The 15,666-nt window shown below is 69.7% G+C and carries 13 protein-coding genes; 9 read left to right on the top strand and 4 right to left on the bottom strand.

Annotated elements, in window-relative coordinates; all coding sequences use genetic code 11:
- Positions 1-77: 77 nt before the first annotated feature.
- Together ACYSUO_RS23810 and ACYSUO_RS23805 are read right to left on the bottom strand one after the other, a co-directional pair.
- Entirely contained in the window at positions 78-866 is a 789-nt protein-coding gene (locus ACYSUO_RS23810) for an amino acid ABC transporter permease (RefSeq protein WP_461778307.1), read from the bottom strand.
- Between the two features lie 62 nt (positions 867-928).
- A complete protein-coding gene (locus tag ACYSUO_RS23805; protein ID WP_461778264.1) occupies positions 929-1,762 on the bottom strand; it encodes a transporter substrate-binding domain-containing protein in 834 nt (277 codons plus the stop codon).
- Between the two features lie 215 nt (positions 1,763-1,977).
- Here ACYSUO_RS23805 and ACYSUO_RS23800 point away from each other — a divergent pair, with 215 nt between their 5' ends.
- The 4 genes from ACYSUO_RS23800 (at position 1,978) to ACYSUO_RS23785 (ending at position 5,642) form a co-directional block, all read left to right on the top strand.
- Positions 1,978-2,907: a LysR family transcriptional regulator gene (locus tag ACYSUO_RS23800; protein WP_461778263.1), complete on the top strand. Its 930-nt coding sequence runs from the start codon at positions 1,978-1,980 to the stop codon at positions 2,905-2,907.
- 36 nt (positions 2,908-2,943) lie between these two features.
- The gene (locus tag ACYSUO_RS23795) at positions 2,944-3,399 is read left to right on the top strand and encodes an Rrf2 family transcriptional regulator (protein WP_461778262.1); all 456 of its coding nucleotides are present in this window, start codon (positions 2,944-2,946) and stop codon (positions 3,397-3,399) included.
- A gap of 89 nt (positions 3,400-3,488) precedes the next feature.
- Entirely contained in the window at positions 3,489-4,685 is a 1,197-nt protein-coding gene (locus tag ACYSUO_RS23790) for a globin domain-containing protein (protein ID WP_461778261.1), read from the top strand.
- A 126-nt stretch (positions 4,686-4,811) separates the two neighbouring features.
- Positions 4,812-5,642 (top strand): transporter substrate-binding domain-containing protein, encoded by an 831-nt coding sequence (locus ACYSUO_RS23785; RefSeq protein ID WP_461778260.1) that lies wholly within the window; start codon positions 4,812-4,814, stop codon positions 5,640-5,642.
- Positions 5,643-5,654: 12 nt separating this feature from the next.
- On the opposite strand, the gene ACYSUO_RS23780 is transcribed toward ACYSUO_RS23785, so the two are convergent.
- Both ACYSUO_RS23780 and ACYSUO_RS23775 read right to left on the bottom strand, forming a co-directional pair.
- Complete coding sequence (locus ACYSUO_RS23780) at positions 5,655-7,220, bottom strand: M81 family metallopeptidase (protein ID WP_461778259.1); 1,566 nt, start codon at positions 7,218-7,220, stop codon at positions 5,655-5,657.
- Positions 7,217-8,404, bottom strand: a complete 1,188-nt coding sequence (locus tag ACYSUO_RS23775) for an ROK family protein (protein ID WP_461778258.1) — start codon at positions 8,402-8,404, stop codon at positions 7,217-7,219. Before ACYSUO_RS23775 ends, ACYSUO_RS23780 begins: the two co-directional genes overlap by 4 nt.
- A 263-nt stretch (positions 8,405-8,667) precedes the next feature.
- On the opposite strand from ACYSUO_RS23775, the gene ACYSUO_RS23770 reads away from it, so the two are divergent.
- From ACYSUO_RS23770 to ACYSUO_RS23750, 5 genes are all read left to right on the top strand, one after another.
- The gene (locus ACYSUO_RS23770) at positions 8,668-10,518 is read left to right on the top strand and encodes a peptide ABC transporter substrate-binding protein (protein WP_461778257.1); all 1,851 of its coding nucleotides are present in this window, start codon (positions 8,668-8,670) and stop codon (positions 10,516-10,518) included.
- Positions 10,515-11,465 carry an ABC transporter permease gene (locus ACYSUO_RS23765; RefSeq protein WP_461778256.1) on the top strand — a complete coding sequence of 317 codons (951 nt, stop codon included), beginning with the start codon at positions 10,515-10,517 and terminating at the stop codon, positions 11,463-11,465. Before ACYSUO_RS23770 ends, ACYSUO_RS23765 begins: the two co-directional genes overlap by 4 nt.
- On the top strand, positions 11,462-12,367 hold the full coding sequence (locus ACYSUO_RS23760; RefSeq protein ID WP_461778255.1) for an ABC transporter permease: 906 nt from the start codon (positions 11,462-11,464) through the stop codon (positions 12,365-12,367). The genes ACYSUO_RS23765 and ACYSUO_RS23760 overlap by 4 nt, the downstream gene beginning before the upstream one ends.
- Positions 12,364-14,463 (top strand): ABC transporter ATP-binding protein, encoded by a 2,100-nt coding sequence (locus ACYSUO_RS23755; protein WP_461778254.1) that lies wholly within the window; start codon positions 12,364-12,366, stop codon positions 14,461-14,463. Before ACYSUO_RS23760 ends, ACYSUO_RS23755 begins: the two co-directional genes overlap by 4 nt.
- Before the next feature lie 113 nt (positions 14,464-14,576).
- Positions 14,577-15,665, top strand: coding sequence for a WD40/YVTN/BNR-like repeat-containing protein (locus tag ACYSUO_RS23750; RefSeq protein WP_461778253.1), 1,089 nt, complete (start codon positions 14,577-14,579; stop codon positions 15,663-15,665).
- Position 15,666: the final 1 nt, after the last annotated feature.

Below are 15,666 nucleotides of genomic sequence, written 5' to 3'. Positions count from 1 at the left end.
GTCCTCGGTGCCGTTCGGTGTGTCCTTGGTGCCGTTCGGTACGTCCTCGTTGCCGGTGTCGTGCGTCATGCCCGCGCTCACCTGGCCTTCGCGTGCCGCGCCTCTAGGCGGCGCACCAGATAGCCCAGGGGGACGGTGACGAGCAGATAGCACAGGCCCGCGACGAAGATGGGTGTGCTGTTGGCGGTCTCGCCCGCCAAGTCCCGGCCAAACTTGGTGAGTTCGCGGGTCTCCAGGGAGACGCCGAGGAAGAGGACCAGCGAGGAGTCCTTGAACAGCAGCACCAGCTCGTTGGTGAGCGGCGGCACGATGATGCGGAAGGCCTGCGGGATGACGATCGAGCGCATCGCCAGCGTCTGCGACATGCCGAGCGTGCGCGCGGCCTCCATCTGGCCGCGGGGGACGGCCTGGATTCCGGCCCTGATCGTCTCGGCCATGTACGCGGCGGCGACCAGGCCGAGCGCGATGGCCACTTGCCCGTACACGCCGCCGGGCAGCGCGGTGCCGGGGAAGGCGAGCGGCACGCCGACGCCGATGAAGATGAAGATCAGCAGGGCGGGCAGGCCACGGAAGAACTCGATGTAGATGGAGGCGAGCCACCGGTAGGGAGCCACCGACGACAGCCGCATCAGGGCGATGACCAGACCGAGCACGAGGCCGACACCGAACCCGGTGAGGGTGTAGATCACCGTGTTGACCAGCGCGGTCGTGATCAGGTCCGGGAACATCCGCCGGGCCACGGACGGATCGAGGAACTGGTGCTGGAGCTGCCCCCAGTCCGCGAGCGTCGCGGCGAGCACCACCGCGACACCGAGGATCACGTACTGGACGACGCGCGTCACCTTGCGTCTGCGGCGCGGCGACATGCGCTTGCGCGGTGTGGCATCACCCCCTGAACTCCCGTTCATCGGGGGCGTCTTGACGGTGCTCACTTGGCGGCACCGTCCTTCGGCATCGGCCCGATCCACTTCTCGTACAGCTTCTTGTACGTGCCGTCCTTCTTGGCCTGGCCGATCGCCTTGTTGATCGCGGCGAGCAGCTTCGGGTTGCCGCCCTTCTTCACGGCGAAGCCGTACTCCTCGCCGGTGGGCACGGTGCCGAGGAGGACGAACTTGTCCTTGACGGCGGAGTCCTTCAGCCAGTTCTGAACGACCGGGTAGTCCTGGACGATGACGTCGACCTGGCCGGTGCGCAGGCCGTTGAGCTCGGCGTCGGAGCTCTCGAAGGACTGCGGGTCGACGCCCTTGTCGTGCGCCAGGTCCTCGCCGGTGGTGGCGGCCTGGGAGCCCAGCTTCAGCTTGCCGTTCTTGATGTCGTCGAGGGTCTTCGCCTTGACGCCCTTGCGGGCGAGCAGCGCCTGGTCGGCGTCGAAGTAGGGGTCGGAGAAGTCGAGGTTCTGCTTGCGCTCGTCGGTGATCGTCATGCCCGCGGCGGCGACGTCACACAGGCCGGCGTTGAGGTCGGCGCCGGTCTTGATGGTCTCGAAGGACTTGTCGATGATGTCCTGCTTCACCCCGAGCTTCTTCGCGACGAGGTCCATCAGGGAGACGTCGAAGCCGACGACCTTGCCGTTCTTCTCCGACTGGAAGGGCGCGTACGGCAGGTGCGTGCAGGTCGTCAGCTTGCCCTTGTGGACCAGCTTCACCCCGCCCGCGGTCGTCGTGACGTCGTCGCTCTTGCTGCACGAGGTCGTCAGCGCCACGAGACAGGCCGCGACGGCGAGCGGGACACAGCGGCGGGCGAGGCGGGCGGTTGAAGTCACGGGGCTTCCCTGGGACTTGGAGGGGCGGGCGAGGCGCGGCACGGGCGGCCGAGAGCAGGTCGGTCCGGGGTGCGGGACCGGCACTGACCTCGGAAAACATGAGGTCCGGACACACTGACGCACGGGCGCGGCAAGGTCTACATCACATTTCTTTGCCCACCCCAAGAAACTCTTACCGATCTTGACTTGCGGGATGAACTCCATAGCTTGTACGCATGTTTGACTCGCGGCACATCCAGACGTTCGCCGAAGTCGTGCGGACGGGCTCCTACGCGGCGACCGCGCGGGACCTCGGGTACACGCAGCCCGCCATCAGCCAGCAGATGAAGGCGCTCGAACGCGCCGCGGGCACGCCGCTGTTCGTCAGGGCGGGGCGCGGTCTGCGGCTCACGGACGCCGGGCAGGTGCTGGCCCGGCACGCCACGGGGATCCTCAGCTCCATCGCGACGGCGCACGGCCAGTTGAAGGCGATCACGCGCCTGGAGTCGGGGCGGGTCCGCGTCTGCGCCTTCCCCGCCGCGAACGCCACGCTGCTCCCGGCGACCGTCGCCCGCGTCGCCGCGGCCCACCCGGGCGTCCGTGTCGAGCTGTTGGAGGAGGAGCCGCCCGACTCGCTGGGGGCGCTGCGCGAGGGGCGGTGCGATCTGGCGATCGCCTTCTCGGCGGGACACGGCGGCGAGGCCGCGGACGCGGACGGCGGCAGCAGGGAGGGTCTGGTCGAGTTGCCGCTGCTCGACGATCCGTTGATGGTGTTGCTCCCGGCCGGCCACGCCCTCGCGGGGAGCGGCCGCGTGGAGCTGGGCGAGCTGGAGCGGGAGCGCTGGATAGCGGGGTGCCGGCACTGCCGGGGCCACTTCGTCGCCGCCTGCGCGGAGGCGGGTTTCGCGCCGGACATCGCCTTCACCACCGACGACAACCTCGCGGTGCAGGGGCTTGTGGCCGCCGGGGCGGGGATCGCGCTGGTGCCCGGCATGACGCTGCCGCTCCTTCGGCACACCGAGGTCGTGGCCCGCCCGCTCGCTCCCGCGGGCGGGCGCCGCGTCTCGGCGTTCGTCCTCGAAGGTCACGAGACGGCGCCGGTCACCGCACTGATACTGCGGACGCTGAGCGAGGCGGCGGCGGACATGGAGCGAGCCACCACATAATTTGCCTTTCAGATGCAACATTTATAGCCTGCGCCCATGCGGTTGACGCGATTCACGGATCTCGCCCTGCGCGTACTGATGCGCCTCGCGGTCGAGGAGGGCGAACTGCCCACCACCCGCGAGGTCGCGGGCGCCATGGAGGTGCCATACACGCACACCGCGAAGGCCGTCGCCAAGCTCCAGCGGATGGGACTCGTGGAGGCGCGACGCGGCCGGGGCGGCGGACTCACGCTCACCGGGGCCGGACGGTCGACCTCCATCGGCGCACTCGTGCGGGAGCTCGAGGGGCCGGGGGACGTCGTGGACTGCGAGGGAACGACACCGTGTCCCCTGCGTTCGGCCTGCCGCCTGCGCGGGGCACTGCGCGAGGCGCAGGAGGCGTTCTTCGCGGCGCTCGACCCGCTCACCCTCACCGACCTCACCAAGGCCCCCACCGGCCCACTCCTGGTGACCCTCTCCCCCACCCCCGGAGCGGACCGACCGACCGACTGACCGACAGCGCCCGGCACCACACCACCAGGCATCAACCCACACCCTTAAATATGCATCTCAGATGCACATTAAGTCGAAGGAGTCCTGCCGTGCTCACCGACCAGTCGGCCGCCGTCGTCCGCGCCACCCTCCCCGCCGTGGGCGCCGCCACCGAGGACATCACCGGCCTCTTCTACGAGAAGCTGTTCGCGGCCCAACCCGCTTTGCTGCGCGACCTGTTCAACCGCGGCAACCAGGCCGCCGGCACCCAGCGCCAGGCGCTCGCCGGGTCGATCGCCGCGTTCGCCGGGTACCTCGTGAACCACCCGGACGACCGGCCCGACGTGATGCTGGCCCGCATCGCGCACAAGCACGCCTCCCTCGGTGTGCGCGCCGAGCAGTACCCGGTCGTGCACCGGCACCTCTTCGAGGCCATCGCCGAGGTGCTCGGCGACGCGGTCACCCCGGAGGTGGCCCAGGCCTGGGACGAGGTGTACTGGCTGATGGCGAACGCCCTCATCGCGATCGAGAAGCGGCTCTACGCGGAACAGGGCGCGGTCGACGGAGACGTCTGGCGGGAGTGGGAGGTGGTGTCGCGCGCCGAGGAGACACCCGACGTCGCGTCCTTCCTGCTGCGCCCGGCGGACGGCGCCCCCGCGCCCGCGTTCAAGGCGGGCCAGTACGTGTCCGTACAGGTCGAACTCCCGGACGGGGCACGGCAGATACGCCAGTACAGCCTGACCGGCGCGCCCGCCGCCTCGGGCCGTTCCATCGCGGTGAAGAGAGTGGACGGCGACGACAAGACGCCCGACGGCGAGGTCTCGAACCACCTGCACACGCACGTCCGCGAGGGCGACCGACTGCGAGTCTCGGCACCCTACGGCGACCTCGTCCTGACGGCCGACGAGACACCCCTGCTGCTCGCCTCCGCCGGCATCGGCTGCACCCCGATCCTCGCCATGCTGGAGGACCTGGTGGCCACACGGCACGCGGGCCCGGTCACCGTCGTGCACGCCGACCGCTCCCCCGACACCCACGCGCTGCGCACCGAACACGCGGCCCTCACGGCCAAGCTCTCCGAGGGTGCCGCCGAGTTCTGGTACGAGGAGGGGGCCCGCGCCGGCGCCCACTCGGGCCGCGCCGACCTCTCGAACGTGACCGTCCCGCCCGGCACACGCGCGTACCTGTGCGGCCCGCTGCCCTTCATGCGGGCGCTGCGCGAGCAGCTGCTGGCCAAGGGCGTGGCGGCGGCCGACATCCACTACGAGGTCTTCGGCCCGGACCTGTGGCTGGCCGCGGCGGCGTAGCGGGGTGGGGCTTGACCTGCCCATCCGCCTCGTGGACACCGCCTTCACCGGCGCGAACTCTTCTGACATGGTGTGTCGCTGGACGATCTGTTCACCCTGCAACCACCGTGCCGAGGAGTAGCCGCGATGAGCCGCCGCGCGTCCAGACAACGTGTCGTCACCCTGTCCGCCCTGGTCTGTCTGCTGGGTCTGACCGCCGCCGCGCCCGCGGCGCCGTCGGCCACCCAGCAGTCCGGCAAGAAGCAGCCGTCGAGCCTGCTCGACTCGGTGCCCAAGTCCGGTGTGCTGCGCGTGTGCACGACCGGGGACTACAAGCCGTTCACGTACAAGGGCCCGAAGGACGGGTCGTACAGCGGCATCGACATCGACATGGCGAAGGACCTGGCGAAGAGCCTCGACGCCAAGGCCCGGTTCGTGGACACCACGTGGGCGGACCTGACGACGGATCTGTCCGACGGGAAGTGCGACGTCGGTGTCGGCGGTGTCTCGATCACGCTGCCGCGCGCCCGTCAGGTGTACTTCAGCGAGCCGACCCGCGAGGACGGCAAGACGCCCATCGTGCGCTGCGCGGACAAGGACAAGTACCAGACGCTCAAGGACATCGACCAGGCGGGAACGACGGTCGTCGTCAACCCCGGTGGTACGAATGAGCAGTTCGCCCGGGCGCATCTCCAGAACGCCACCATCAAGGTCCACCCGGACAACCGCACGATCTTCGACGAGATCGTGGCGGGCCGGGCGGACGTGATGATGACGGACGCGAGCGAGACGCAGTACCAGGCGAAGGTCCATCCGGAGCTGTGCTCGGTCCACCCCGACAAGCCGTTCAGCTTCGCGGAGAAGGCGTACGCGACGCCGCGCGGCGACCGCGACTTCCACGAGTACGTCGACCATTTCGTGCACCTGGCGACGCACGACGGCACGTACAAGAAGTACGAGGCGGAGTGGCTGAGTTGAGCCCCGTACGACTCAGAGGATGACGGGTGTGAGGTCGGGGCCCGCCCCGGCCTCGTACGCGTCCTCGTCGAACGGGTACAGCGGTCGCTCCACCCGGTGGTGTCCCAGGCGCAGCAGGTCCTGGTCGACGCCGCCGGGGGTGAGCGCGAGCAGCCAGTCCGCGGCCATGTCGTGCAGCTCCGGCTCCAGGTAGCCGATCTTGACGACGACCACGTCGTACGTCCGCGGGTCGATGCCGAGGCCGCCCTCGGCCGGGCCCATGAAGTCGGCGAGCGTGTGGAACGGCTTGCGGCGCTCTACGAGGATGACGGTGAGGCCGCCGACGCGGACGGCCGCCATGTCGACACCGCGGTCGTACGCGCCGCCCTCCGCGCGGTCCTTCTGGTCGGCCGCGCGCTGCAACGCCTCGACGGTGCCGGTGAGTTCGTACGGTCCGCCGTGGTTGGCGTCGACCTTGCCGCCGACGGAAAGCGTCACCTCGGCGCCGATCCCTGCCTCGAAGCAGGCCGCCACGGCGACGGGGTCGGTGATGCCGGGGTGGACGGCCGTGACCTTCCCCGTACGGATCGCGTCGTTCTCCAGCAGCTTGCCCAGCATGTACGCGAGGTCACCCGCGCCGCCCGCGGTCGGGTTGTCGCCGGAGTCGCTGATGAGGAAGGGCCGCTTGTCGGAGGCGACCGCCTTCTCGATGCACTCCTCGGCGCCGCCGGTCGGGCCGACGAAGAGGAAGTCCTTGCGGGCGTCCCAGTAGCGGCGGGCCAGCAACTCGGCTTCCTGGGCAGCCAGTTCGGCGTTCTCGCCAGTGACGACGATGGCGGCCTTGCAGCGGGGCTCGTCGGCCCAGGCGTAGCCGACCCACATCGCCGCGTCGAGGATGCCGTCCTTCCGCTCGATGTCGGCGAGCGAGGCGTAGAGGGACTTGGCGGGCTCCAGGCGGGTGCTGGTCTTCTCGCCGGGCAGGAGGACCGGGACCTGGACCCAGGCGCGGTGCGGGCGAACGCCCTCGCGCAGGCAGTGCACGAGGTTGCGGGCGGCGCGCTCGCGGGTGTCCCAGGCGTCCTCGTGCGGGGCGAGACGGTGCGCGGTGAGCAGGTCGATGGGCTCGGCGAAGCGGCGGGAGACGTTGCCGTGCAGGTCCATGGCCGTAGAGATCATGGGGCGTGTGTCGTCGGGCGTGCCGTTGTGGTCCAGCGCGGCGCGGACCGCCTCCGTCAGGTCGCCCTCGGCGTCGGTGAGGCCGATGACGCTCATGGCGCCGTGGATGTCGTAGACGAGACCGTCGAGCGGGCCCGCCTCCCGTATGCGGGTGACGAGTTCGTTCTTGAGGATCAGGTACGACTCGGCCTCCACCGGGCCGCCGGGCAGCGAGGTCGCGTGCAGCAGCGGCACCCACTCGACCAACTCGGCGAGGTCGGAGTCGGCTTGCGTCCACGTGTAGCGGTCGAGGAGGTCCTGGCCGCGCGTCTGCCGGAAGTCGTCCGTGGTGGAGCGGTGCGGGCAGAACGTGGACGACTCGATACCGATGCCGCCGATGCCGATGCGCAGGCGGCGGCCGGTGATCGGGGTGGTGCTCGTCATGCGTGGACGCTCTCTTCCTTAAGGGCGGGGGCGGTGGACGACAGGTTGTTGTGCAGCGCCGTGAGGCCCGCGCCCAGCAGGCCCGCGTCGCGGCCCGCGGCCGTCGTGGTGATCTCCAGGTCTGCTGTGGCGAGCGGCAGACAGCGCTCGTAGAGCACGCCGCGGACGGCGGCGACGAGGGGTTCGGCGGTGGCGAGGACGCCGCCGATGGCGACGGCCCGCGGGTTGAAGAAGTTCACGACGACCGAGAGCACGGTGCCGATGTGCCGTCCCGCGGCCCGTACGAGCGTGGTGGCGACGGGATCGCCGTCGGCGACGAGCTGAAGCAGTTCGGTGGTGTTCGCCACGTCGACGCCCTGCGCCGCGAGTTCGCGGATGAGGGCGGCGCCGCTCGCGACGGTCTCCAGGCAGCCGATGTTCCCGCAGGAACAGGGCCGCTCGCCGGCCTCCTCCACGCGGACGTGGCTGATGTCTCCGGCGCTCCCGTTGGCACCGTCGTGCGGCCGGCCCGCGACGATGACGCCGCTGCCGATGCCGCGGCCGGCCTTCACGACGACCATGTGGTCGAGCTCGGGCCGGGAGGTGCGGTGCTCGCCGACCGCCATCATCGTGGCGTCGTTGGCGACGGTCACCGGCATGCCGAGCCGCTCGGCGAGGACGTCGCGCAGCGGGTAGCGGTGCCAGCCGGGCATCCGCGAGGGGCTCAGGACACGGCCGTCCGCCGGGTCGACGGGACCGGGGAAGGAGACGCCGAGCGCGCGCACGGTGCGCCCCGACTCCTTCTGCTTCGCGGCGAGTTGAGCCACTTGCCCGCACAGCCAGTCGACGGCGGACTCCGGTCCCGCGGTGATGTCGTGCGGCAGGTCGACGGCGTCGTGCACGGCCGCCCCGAGGTCGACGGCGCCGAGCCGCGCGTGCCGACTGCCGAGGTCGGCGGCGAGCGCGACGCCGCCCTGCGCCTTGACCCGCAGCAGCCGGGGCCTGCGTCCGCCGCGCGAGGCGCCCTCGCCGGACTCAGTGAGCACGCCCTGGGCCACCAGTTCCTGCACGCGCAGCGAGACGGTGGAGGGCGCGAGGCCCAGTTCCCTGACGAGGTCGGCGCGGGAGGAGGCGGCTCCGGACGAGACGAGCCGGAGTATGTGCCGAGCCGAACCCGGCTCGCCTTCGTTCGCGGTGTCCGTCATCCGGTCCCCCTGGGGTCGCACTGCGCTGCGTACTCAGCTGCGTACCCAGTTGCGTGCTTGGTTGCGTACTTACTTCGACCAGTTTGTTCGATGCCGGACCGAACACTAGCCGTACCCAAACCAAGTGCGCCAGACCCCGGGGTTTTTGGATTACTTTCCGAATGAACCTATTGACTTGTTTCGAACGGTCGACTTAGCGTTCGGGCGCCCCTCGTCGAATCTTCACACGGGGCCGCACCCCTTCCCCTTGGAGGCCCTTCGGCATGCGTTCCCTCAGGTCAAAGGCGTCCGCGGCGCTCGCCCTAGCGGCAGCGCTCGTGGCGCTCACCGGCTGCACGCACGAGGCCGGCAGCATCGCCATGGGCCGCACGGGCGGCACTCCCGTCGAGGGCGGCACGGCCACGATGGCCCTGCCGCCCGCGGCGACCCCGAACTGGATCTTCCCGATCGGCGCGCCCGGCTACGGCGGCTCCTACAACTACGCGATCCAGTCGCAGCTCTACATGCCCGTGTACGACGCCGTGCAGGAGAAGGGCGAGCTGGTCACCCACGGCCCCAGCACGCTGGGCCTCGAGCCGAAGTACAGCGACGGCAACAAGACGGTGACCATCCCGCTGCGCAAGGGCGTCAAGTGGTCCGACGGCACCGAGGTGACCGGCCGCGACCTCGAGTTCTGGTTCAATCTCGTCAAGGCGAACAAAGCCGACTGGGGCGGCTACTCGGTCGGCAACATCCCGGACAACGTCAAGAAGTTCGAGCTCGTCGGCGACCACACCGTACGGCTGCACCTCAAGCGCGCGTACAACCCGGACTGGTTCACGGCGAATCAGCTCTACTACATGCGCGCCCTGCCCCAGCACGCCTGGGACGCCAAGACCGACGGCGGCGAGGTCGGCGACTTCGACCGCACCACGAAGGGCGCCAAGGCGGTCTTCGCCCGGCTCACCCAGCACGCCAAGAGCCTCGGCTCGTACGGCACCGACCCGCTGTGGAAGACCGTCAACGGGCCGTGGAAGCTGGCCGGTTGGCGGGACAACGGGCAGGTGACGCTCGTCCCGAACGAGAAGTACACCGGCCCGAAGTCGGAGCGCCCGCACCTCGACAAGGTCGTCTTCAAGCCCTTCACCACCGCCGACTCCGAGTACAACGTGCTGCGCTCCGGCGGCGTCGACTACGGCTACATCCCGCCGTCGGTGATGGCGCAGAAGGAGAAGTTCGAGAGCAAGGGGTACCGCGTCGACCCGTGGGAGGGCTGGGCGGCCACGTACATCGTCTACAACTTCAACTCCACCCACGCGGGCCCGGAGATGAACCAGCTCTACATCCGGCAGGCGATGCAGCACCTCGTCGACCAGAAGGCGATGAGCAGGGTCATCTGGCAGGGCAGCGCGACCGAGACGCTCGGCCCGGTGCCGGTCACGCCGAAGAGCCAGTACCTGTCGAAGGAGATGGCGCACAACCAGTACCCGTTCTCCGTCTCGAAGGCCACGTCGCTGCTGTCCGCGCACGGTTGGAAGACCGTCGACGGCACGGCGCGCTGCGTCCGGCCCGGCACGGCTGACGACGAGTGCGGCAAGGGCATCGGGAAGAACGACCCGCTGGAGCTCACGCTTCTCTCGCAGTCCGGCTCGACCGAGACGACGAACATGATGCAGGAGCTCAAGTCCTCGCTCAGCAAGGCCGGCATCGACCTGACCGTACGTCAGCAGCCGCTCAACTCCGTGCTCGGCAACTCCGTTCCGTGCAAGGCGAAGGACTCCGGCTGCAACTGGGACATGTCCTTCTTCGGCACCGCCGGCAGCTGGTACTACCCGCTCAACCCGAGCGGCGAGCAGCTCTTCTCCACGGGCGCCTCCTCCAACTTCGGTAATTACAGCGACAAGAAGGCCGACCGCCTCATCGGTGCCGTGCAGTACGCGCCCGACATGAAGGCCATCCACGAGTACGGCGAGTACCTGGCCGAGCAGCTGCCGGTGATGTGGATGCCGAACCCCGCGTACCAGGTGTCGGTGATCCGCAACGACCTGCGCGGCATCGAGCAGAACCCGACGGTGACCTTCCAGCCCTCGCACTGGTACTTCGTCAAGAACGTCAAGAAGGGAGCCGAGAAGTGACCGGCTTTCTGGTCAAGCGTTTCCTTCAGGCGCTCGTCGTCCTGTTCCTCGTCTCGATCATCGTCTTCACCCTGCTGCACCTGCTGCCGGGCGGCCCCGCCCGCGCGATCCTCGGCCCCAAGGGGACGCCGCAGCAGATCGAGCACTTCAACCACGTGCAGGGCTACGACCGTTCGCTGCCGACGCAGTATCTGATGTACCTGAAGCGCCTGCTGACGGGTGACCTCGGCGAGTCGTACAAGCTCAACTCGCCGGTGATCGACCTGCTCACCCAGCGCCTGCCGAAGACGCTCCTGCTCACCCTCATGTCGACGGTCCTCGCGGTGATCATCGCGGTGCCGCTCGGCCTGCTCCAGGCGGTGCGGCGCGGCAAGGCGTCCGACTACGCGCTGACCGGGCTCGCGTTCCTGCTGTACGCGACGCCGGTGTTCTTCCTCGGCCTCGTCATGATCATCCTGTTCGCGCAGGTGCTGCCGATCTTCCCGGCGGAGGCACCGCAGGGCGAGACGATCGGTCAACTGCTCGGCGACATACCCGGGTTGATCCTGCCGGTGGTGACCATGGCGTTCGGCATCGTGGCCATGTTCAGCCGCTACATGCGCTCGGCGGTCCTCGACAACCTCACCGAGGAATACGTGCGCACGGCCATGGCGAAGGGCCAGTCGAGCCGCCGGATCATGGTGAAGCACGTGATGCGCAACGCCCTGATCCCGCTCGCCACCCTGCTCGGTCTGTATCTGCCGACGCTGTTCAGTGGCGCCCTCGTCGTCGAGTCGATGTTCAACTACCCCGGCATGGGGCTGCTGTTCTGGAACGCCGCGCAGGGCTCGGACTTCCCCGTCCTCCTCGGCGTGACCCTCGTCGTCGGCATCGCGACCGTCCTTGGCTCGCTGCTCACCGACATCCTGTACGCCGTCCTCGACCCGCGGATCCGGAGCGTGTCATGACCACTGCTGTGACGACCTCTGCCATACCGGGGCAGGAGGAGGCCGCGCAGGCCACACCCTCGCTGGCCCGCCGCACGCTGCGTGTGTTCACGGGCAACAAGCTGGCGCTGAGCGGCGTCATCCTGCTCGTCCTGCTGCTGGCCTTCTGCTACCTGGGGCCGCTGGTCCACCCGACCGAGCAGATCCACACCGACCTGTCGCAGGCGAACCTGGCACCCGGCACGTCGGGGCACCTCCTCGGCACCACCGACCTCGGTTACGACATGGTGGGCCGGCTCATGGTCGCGGGGCAGACGTCCCTCGAAATCGGCCTGGCGGCAGGCCTGTTGGCCACCCTGTTCGGCACGGTGTACGGCGCCGTCGCCGGGTACTTCGGCGGCTGGGTCGACGCGGCGATGATGCGCATCACCGACGCCGCGCTCGCCATCCCGGCGATGTTCCTGCTCGTCGTCGTGGCCGCGATCATCACGCCCAGCAAGGGCATCCTGATCCTCATCATCGCGGGCGTCGCCTGGCTCTCCCCCGCCCGCCTGGTGCGCGGCGAGGCGCTGTCGCTGCGCAACCGGGAGTACGTACAGGCGATGCGGATGATGGGCGGTGGCGGCGCGCGCGCCGTGTTCAAGCACATCGTCCCGAATGCCATCGGCACGGTCATCGTCAACTGCACGTTCCAGATCGCCGACGCCATCCTCTACGTCAGTTACCTGGCCTTCCTCGGCCTGTCGATCCCGCCGCCGTCCGCCGACTGGGGCTCGATGCTGTCCGCCGGCATCACCTACACGCAGAACGGCTACTGGTGGCTGATCTTCCCGCCGGGCATCGCGATCGTCCTGGTCGTCGCCGCGTTCAACTTCATCGGCGACGGACTGCGCGACGCGTTCGAAGTACGGCTGCGCAAGTGACGTACGAACCAGGTGACTTCAGGGACGTCAAGGGCGAGAAGGGCCTCACGAACATGACCACGACCGAGCCCCTGCTCCGGATCGAAGACCTGCGCGTCGACATCTCCACGCGCGACCGCACCGTGCACGCCCTCGACGGCGTCTCGCTCGAACTGGCGCCGGGCGACGCGCTCGGCATCGTCGGCGAGTCCGGCTGCGGAAAGACCATGACGGCGCTCAGCGTCCTCGGTCTGCTGCCGTCCGGCGGCGAGGTGACCGGCGGACGCATCATGTTCGACGGGCAGGACCTGGCGAAGGCGCCCGCGCCGGTCCTCCAGGACGTGCGCGGCAACACCATCGGCATGGTGTTCCAGGACCCGCTGACCTCCCTGAACCCGACGATGACGATCGGCGCGCAGGTGGCGGAGCCGCTGCTGCTGCACCGGGACGTGTCCAAGAAGGAGGCGTGGGCGCGCGCCGAGGAGACGCTGCGCCTTGTCGGCATGCCGCAGCCGGCCGAGCGGATGAAGGCGTATCCGCACCAGCTGTCCGGCGGCATGCGCCAGCGCGTGGCCATCGCCATGGCGCTGGTCTGCGAGCCGAAGCTGCTGATCGCGGACGAGCCGACGACGGCGCTCGACGTGACGACGCAGCACCAGATCCTGGAGCTCATCGACGATCTGCGCGAGCGGCTCGGCATGGCGATGATCCTGGTCACGCACGACCTCGGCGTCATCGCGAACCGGGTCGACCGGGTGGCCGTGATGTACGCGGGCCAGGTGGCCGAACAGTCCGATGTACGCGGCCTGTTCGCCCGCCCCCGGCACCGCTACACGGAGGCGCTGTTCGCGGCGCTGCCCGAGCGCGCGGCGGACAACGAGACGGAGCTGCGCACCATCCCCGGCCTGCCGCCGAGCCTGACGGTGCGGCCCACGGGGTGCCGGTTCGCGCCGCGCTGCGGATTCGCGACGGACGACTGCCGGACCCTTGAGCCGTTCCTCGAAGAGGACGAGGTGCAGGGCGCGGAGCACCGGTTCGCGTGCTTCCACCCGGTGCCGGCGGCGGATGCCGCCGCCCCGGACGAGGTGGTGGCCCCCGCGCCGATCCCTCCGCAGGACGCACCCGCCTCCGACGTACTGGTCGAACTCGACGCGCTGGTCAAGGAGTTCCCCCTCAAGGGCGGCCCGTTCTCGCGCAGTCGCGGCACGGTCAGCGCGGTCGGCGGGGTGTCGCTGAGCATCCGCAAGGGCGAGACGTTCGGCATGGTCGGCGAGTCGGGCTGCGGCAAGACGACGCTCGGCCGGATCGTGGCGGGCCTGGAGGAGCCGACGGCGGGTTCCGTACGGTTCGAGGGCCGGGACCGCGCCTCGTTGTCCCGCTCCGAGCGGCGCGCGCACCGCCGCGACGTCCAGCTGATGTTCCAGGACTCGACGGCGGCGATGGACCCACGCATGCGGGTCGGTGAGATCCTGCGTGAGCCGCTCGTCATCCAGGGCGTCGGCGACAAGGCCGAACAGGAGAAGCTGATCGGCGAACTCCTCGACGCGGTGGGCCTGCCGCGCGGCGCGGTGCACCGCTATCCGCACGAGTTCTCCGGCGGTCAGCGCCAACGCCTGGGCCTCGCACGGGCGTTGACTCTCTCCCCCGATCTGGTGGTGGCGGACGAACCGGTGTCGGCGCTCGACGTGTCGGTCCAGGCGCAGATCCTGAACCTGATGCGGGAGCTGCAACGCGAACGCGGTCTCACCTACCTCTTCATCTCGCACGACCTCGCGGTGGTCCGCTACCTCGCGGACACGGTCGGCGTGATGTACCTGGGCAAGCTGGTGGAGGTGGGCCCCGCCGAGCAGGTCTACAACCATCCGCTGCACCCGTACACGCGCGGCCTGCTCGACACGGTGAACGTGCCGGATCCGGAGGCGGCCGCCGCCTCCGGGTCCCCGCTGACGGGCGAGACCCCGTCGGCGGCGAAGCCCCCTTCGGGCTGCCGGTTCCGTACGCGCTGCCCGATCGCGCAGGACGTCTGCGCGACGACGGAGCCGCCGGAGTCGACGCCGAACTCGGCGGGCCACCGGGTGGCGTGCCACTTCCCGCTGGCGGTGCCTTCGCCGGCTTGACCGGCGGCACCGACACCGGCCTGACCTGCGACGATGTCCGGTACGGGGCCATTGTCAGTGGTGGGGTGCAGACTGACCGATACCTGGAGACAACGACGTTTCGGAGGTTCGGTATGACTGACGTACTGCTGGCAGTGGGCACCCGCAAGGGCCTCTTTCTGGGCCGCAAGCGCGACGGCGGCCCGTTCGAGTTCGACGAGAGCCCGTACTTCAACGCGCAGGCGATGTACTCGGTCGCCATCGACACCCGCGGGGACCGACCACGGCTCCTCGCGGGCGGCGACAGCACGCACTTCGGGCCGTCCGTCTTCCACTCGGACGACCTGGGCCACACCTGGACCGAGCCTTCCAAGCCGGCCATCAAGTTCCCCGATTTCACCGGGACTTCACTGGAGCGGGTGTGGCAGCTGCACCCGTCGGCCTCGGAGCCGGACGTGGTGTACGCGGGCACGGAACCGGCGGCCCTCTACCGCTCCGAGGACCGCGGCGAGACCTTCGAACTGTGCCGCCCGCTGTGGGAGCACCCCACGCGTTCGCAGTGGGTGCCGGGCGGCGGCGGGGAGGGCCTGCACACGATCCTGACGGACGAGCGGGACCCCGGCGCGGTGACGGTGGCGGTGTCCACGGCCGGCGTCTTCCGTACGACGGACGGCGGCGCGAGCTGGGACCCGGCGAACAACGGAGTGGCGGCGGTCTTCCTGCCCGACCCGAACCCCGAGTTCGGCCAGTGCGTGCACAAGGTGACGCGGGACGCCGTCGACCCCGACCGCCTCTACCTCCAGAACCACTGGGGCGTGTACCGCAGCGACGACGGCGGCGGAAAGTGGCTCGACATCGGCGAGGGACTCCCTTCGACCTTCGGCTTCGCCGCGGCCGCGCACCCGCACCGCGGCGACACGGCGTACATCTTCCCCATCACCGCGGACATCGACCGGGTCCCCGCCGACCACCGATGTCGCGTCTACCGCACCCAGGACGCCGGCACCACCTGGGAACCCCTCACCCACGGCCTCCCGTCGAGCGACCACTACGGCACGGTCCTGCGTGACGCCCTGTGCACGGACGACAACGACCCGGCGGGCGTCTACTTCGGCAACCGCAACGGCGAGGTGTACGCGTCCCCGGACGACGGCGACACCTGGAAGCAGGTGGCGTCGCATCTGCCGGATGTGCTGTGTGTGCGGGCGGCTGTGGTGGGGTGAC

The sequence above is a fragment of the Streptomyces sp. UC4497 genome (genome assembly GCF_054871485.1).
Note: the sequence above shows the minus strand (reverse complement) of the source record. Positions and strands in the feature narration are given on the sequence as shown.

What these genes read in the sequence shown, in the direction of transcription:
- ACYSUO_RS23795 (WP_461778262.1), top strand. Translation starts at nt 2,944, where the DNA reads ATGCGGTTGACGCGATTCACGGATCTCGCCCTGCGCGTACTGATGCGC.
- ACYSUO_RS23810 (WP_461778307.1), bottom strand. Translation starts at nt 866, where the DNA reads ATGTCGCCGCGCCGCAGACGCAAGGTGACGCGCGTCGTCCAGTACGTG.
- ACYSUO_RS23750 (WP_461778253.1), top strand. Translation starts at nt 14,577, where the DNA reads ATGACTGACGTACTGCTGGCAGTGGGCACCCGCAAGGGCCTCTTTCTG.
- ACYSUO_RS23760 (WP_461778255.1), top strand. Translation starts at nt 11,462, where the DNA reads ATGACCACTGCTGTGACGACCTCTGCCATACCGGGGCAGGAGGAGGCC.
- ACYSUO_RS23780 (WP_461778259.1), bottom strand. Translation starts at nt 7,220, where the DNA reads ATGACGAGCACCACCCCGATCACCGGCCGCCGCCTGCGCATCGGCATC.
- ACYSUO_RS23785 (WP_461778260.1), top strand. Translation starts at nt 4,812, where the DNA reads ATGAGCCGCCGCGCGTCCAGACAACGTGTCGTCACCCTGTCCGCCCTG.
- ACYSUO_RS23770 (WP_461778257.1), top strand. Translation starts at nt 8,668, where the DNA reads ATGCGTTCCCTCAGGTCAAAGGCGTCCGCGGCGCTCGCCCTAGCGGCA.
- ACYSUO_RS23800 (WP_461778263.1), top strand. Translation starts at nt 1,978, where the DNA reads ATGTTTGACTCGCGGCACATCCAGACGTTCGCCGAAGTCGTGCGGACG.
- ACYSUO_RS23775 (WP_461778258.1), bottom strand. Translation starts at nt 8,404, where the DNA reads ATGACGGACACCGCGAACGAAGGCGAGCCGGGTTCGGCTCGGCACATA.